Origin of the sequence: Methylocystis suflitae, assembly GCF_024448135.1 — a bacterium.
GTDB lineage: Bacteria > Pseudomonadota > Alphaproteobacteria > Rhizobiales > Beijerinckiaceae > Methylocystis > Methylocystis suflitae.
The window spans coordinates 1-390 of record NZ_JAMRYX010000179.1 but is presented as its reverse complement, the minus strand read 5'-3'; the positions used below and the strand labels follow the sequence as shown (position 1 = coordinate 390).

Genomic DNA, 390 nt, shown 5'->3' with positions numbered 1-390 from the left:
TCGTCATCTATGAGCACAAAGCGAGCCCCGCGCGCAAATTTCTGATGGCGGGGCGGGGCGGGCTCAACATCACCCATAGCGAAGGCCTGGAGCGTTTTATCTCCCGCTATGGCGCGGCGGCCGCGAGAATCGCGCCGTTCATCCGCGCCTGGCCGCCGCAGGCGCTGCGCGATTTCTGCGCCGAGCTTGGCGAGACGACCTTCGTCGGCTCCAGCGGCCGGGTGTTTCCGGCAAGCTTCAAGGCCTCGCCGCTCTTGCGCGCCTGGCTGGCGCGGCTGGCGCGGCTCGGCGTCACGATCGTGACTCGCCATGACTTCGCGGGCTTCGCCGAATCCGGGGCGCTGCGCCTGATCGGCCCGGATGGCGAATTCACCCGCAAGGTCGACGCCC

1 protein-coding gene is annotated in these 390 nt (G+C 68.7%); it reads left to right on the top strand.

The window, feature by feature from the left end:
* The coding region (locus tag NEI07_RS13915; RefSeq protein ID WP_305123750.1) for an NAD(P)/FAD-dependent oxidoreductase at positions 1-390 on the top strand (390 nt) is incomplete at both ends.